The 2,626-nt window shown below is 50.8% G+C and carries 1 protein-coding gene and 3 pseudogenes; all 4 read right to left on the minus strand.

Going from position 1 to position 2,626, the window contains the following annotated elements; translation table 11 throughout:
- Positions 1 to 102 (minus strand): annotated as a pseudogene (locus tag QZ506_RS05785) (IS1 family transposase); the annotation flags it as partial.
- Between the two features lie 43 nt (positions 103 to 145).
- Positions 146 to 238, minus strand: a pseudogene (locus tag QZ506_RS05790) (IS1 family transposase); the annotation flags it as partial.
- A gap of 51 nt (positions 239 to 289) precedes the next feature.
- A pseudogene (locus tag QZ506_RS05795) lies at positions 290 to 568 on the minus strand (iron-siderophore ABC transporter substrate-binding protein); the annotation flags it as partial.
- Positions 569 to 617: 49 nt separating this feature from the next.
- On the minus strand, positions 618 to 2,540 hold the full coding sequence (locus QZ506_RS05800; protein WP_291969698.1) for a TonB-dependent receptor: 1,923 nt from the start codon (positions 2,538 to 2,540) through the stop codon (positions 618 to 620).
- Positions 2,541 to 2,626: the final 86 nt, after the last annotated feature.

The following is a 2,626-nucleotide window of genomic DNA, read 5'->3' on the forward strand; positions in this document are numbered from 1 at the left end:
CTTGCGATTGAGCCGTTGCAATCGGTTACGCAGTGTCAGATGTGCACGCTCAATACGCTGTGTATACAGCTTGCTAACAATGTGTTTTACTTTTGGAAGTTCGTCGTTGTAAGCCCTGTAGCCATCCGTGTTTGCATGACTAACGACGGTAACGCTGATGGCCACTTTTGCCATAACCGTGTTTTTTCACAGGAGATGTCTGTTCACAAAACGGGCATCTTACATCAACTTTAGCCACTGTATTCCACATCCCAAACCGGACATTTCACACTGCAATCAACATATTGAATACACGATCCAAATTCGGCTGAGTTTCCAACACGACGTGAGGCACATCCCCTAACGCGCTACGCAAATAGCGATACGTCGGTTTTTCAATCCAGGAATCCACGACACCTACCGGCGTTATCCCCAACGCGACAGCCGTATCCGTTGCCCCCTGAAACAGGGGAACCACCCGTTTAGGCTGTCCGTTAATCACGGTTACGCCAAGCGCGTGTGACCCCTGACGCGTCCAGCCTGTTGTAACCTGTAACGACAGGAATAGCAGCACCAAGCATAACATCATGTATCTTCCCATCCCGCAGCCACGGACCACAAGATGGGATAAGTGACACTTAGAAATCAATGGAGTAACCAAATGTCACGGTACGTCCACACCCGGAGAAATAGCGGGTATTGGCCGCAGTCCCCAGTCCCACTGACTGCGAATAGTAGGTGATGTACTGTTTATCCAACAGGTTAGCAACCGCCAGATTCACACGACCATAAGGCAGTTTGTAGCCGACGGCAGCATCCACCAGCAGATAACCGTCGAACCCTAGTCCGGTATCATCAAAACTGCGGCTGAAGGCATAGTTGCCTTGGACAAACGTGTTCACCTTCTCCGTCCAACTTGCCGACCAACTGGCAATCACCCGATCCGGCGCGATATTCAGGCCAGTCATCTTTTTATCCAGTTTGCCATCACCATTACTGTCGCGCTTACCTTCGGTATGGGCATAGGAACGATTGACTTTATGCTGCTCATTAATCTGATAACCGCTTCGGACCTCAACACCTTGCACGCGAGTTTTCTCACGCTTGGAAACGAAATCGTCATTGCTGTTAAGCGTAACGGAATCCCCCAGTTTCGCGCTGGAACGGAAATAGCTGGCTTCAAAGTCAACAGCCCCCTGCTGCACCCGGAAACCCGCCTCAATATTTTTGGTAACCACCGGTTTGACGTTATTCGCTTGGCTCAGATCGACACCTTCGGTGTCAATATCGCGCAGTGCACGTCCGACATCCGGCATGCCAAACCCTTCCGAGTAGTTTGTGAACAGAATCAGCGGTTCCCACGGCGAATAGACAATGCCAACGTTATATAACGTCTGGTTGAACTTGGGGGTTCCGCCTTTTACCGCCACACCGTCATAGACACCGTTTGCATTTGCCGATTGCGTGCGATAGTCATCGACTTTCAGATTGGCGATTTCGTGACGTACGCCCGCATGCAGCGTCACGTTATCCAGCAGCGCGTACTCGGTTTGTAAAAAAGGCGAGTAGTTGGTGTATTCGATTTCCGGCACATAGGTGCATTTGGTCAGATAGAGATCCTGCTTGTTCTTATCAAGCAACACATCAAAACCCGCCGTCACTTTCAATGTATCTTCCAGAAGGTCGTCACGGGTGAGCGCGAGTTTTGCCCCAAGTTTGGAGGATACCGCGCGAGATTGATCGTACAGCGTTTTGTTGGGCGCGATGGTCGTGTTCTGGAACGATTGCGAATTGGTGGCACCAAACAGCGCTTCATACTCCTGGCTGAATAACAGCGTCGAGAGTTTGAACCCCGCAAGATTGTTGTGATCGTAAGTAAGACCCGTGCTCCACACACTGCTAAACGGTGCATCGCCCGGTGGCGTACCGCGCACGGAAGTGGTCGGAATACCTTGCGCACGAACGCCATCGACGCTCAGGTAGTCATTTTCTCCGCGAATGTGGTAACGGTTTACACTCAATTGCACACGCTGATCGTCATTAAGCCAGTACCCTACCTTGGCCAACACATCGTAAGCGCGGGAATCCATGGTATCACCCTGGGTATCATCCACGCCGATGGCCCGGCCGTTACCATCAAGATATAGCCCTTGATTTTCATACCACAGAGACACTAGGTAATCGAGTTTATACACGCGACCATCGACGCGATAAGTGGTTTTATAGCTGGTCGTTTCGCCCCGGATTTTCTCTGTGGGCAGCGTGGTTTGCACGGAAACATGCTGATTGAACGCACCGTTGTCCGGGCGACGGGTGATCAGGTTAATAACGCCGCCTGTCGCCCCTAAACCATTCGTGGCATTGGCCCCGTGAATAACCTCAATCCGCTCGATCATGGAAAAATCGATGGTATGCATTTCACGTCCGGTGGGGCGTAGCTGATTCGATAGTGGAATGCCATCGACCAAAATCAACGCTGATCGACCGCGGAAGGTTTCACCGCTGCCGCGGCTTTGTTGAATAAATAGAACTTTTGGGTAATCATCGGAGCAGATCACCACAGTTGTTTCAAAATCAGGTATCCATGGCAAAACAAAATTTTAAAATCACCAACTGGCCCTCTTATAACAAGGCCCTCAAGCAGCGC

Origin of the sequence: Candidatus Symbiopectobacterium sp. (genome assembly GCF_020054415.1) — a bacterium.
Classification (GTDB): Bacteria; Pseudomonadota; Gammaproteobacteria; order Enterobacterales; family Enterobacteriaceae; genus Symbiopectobacterium.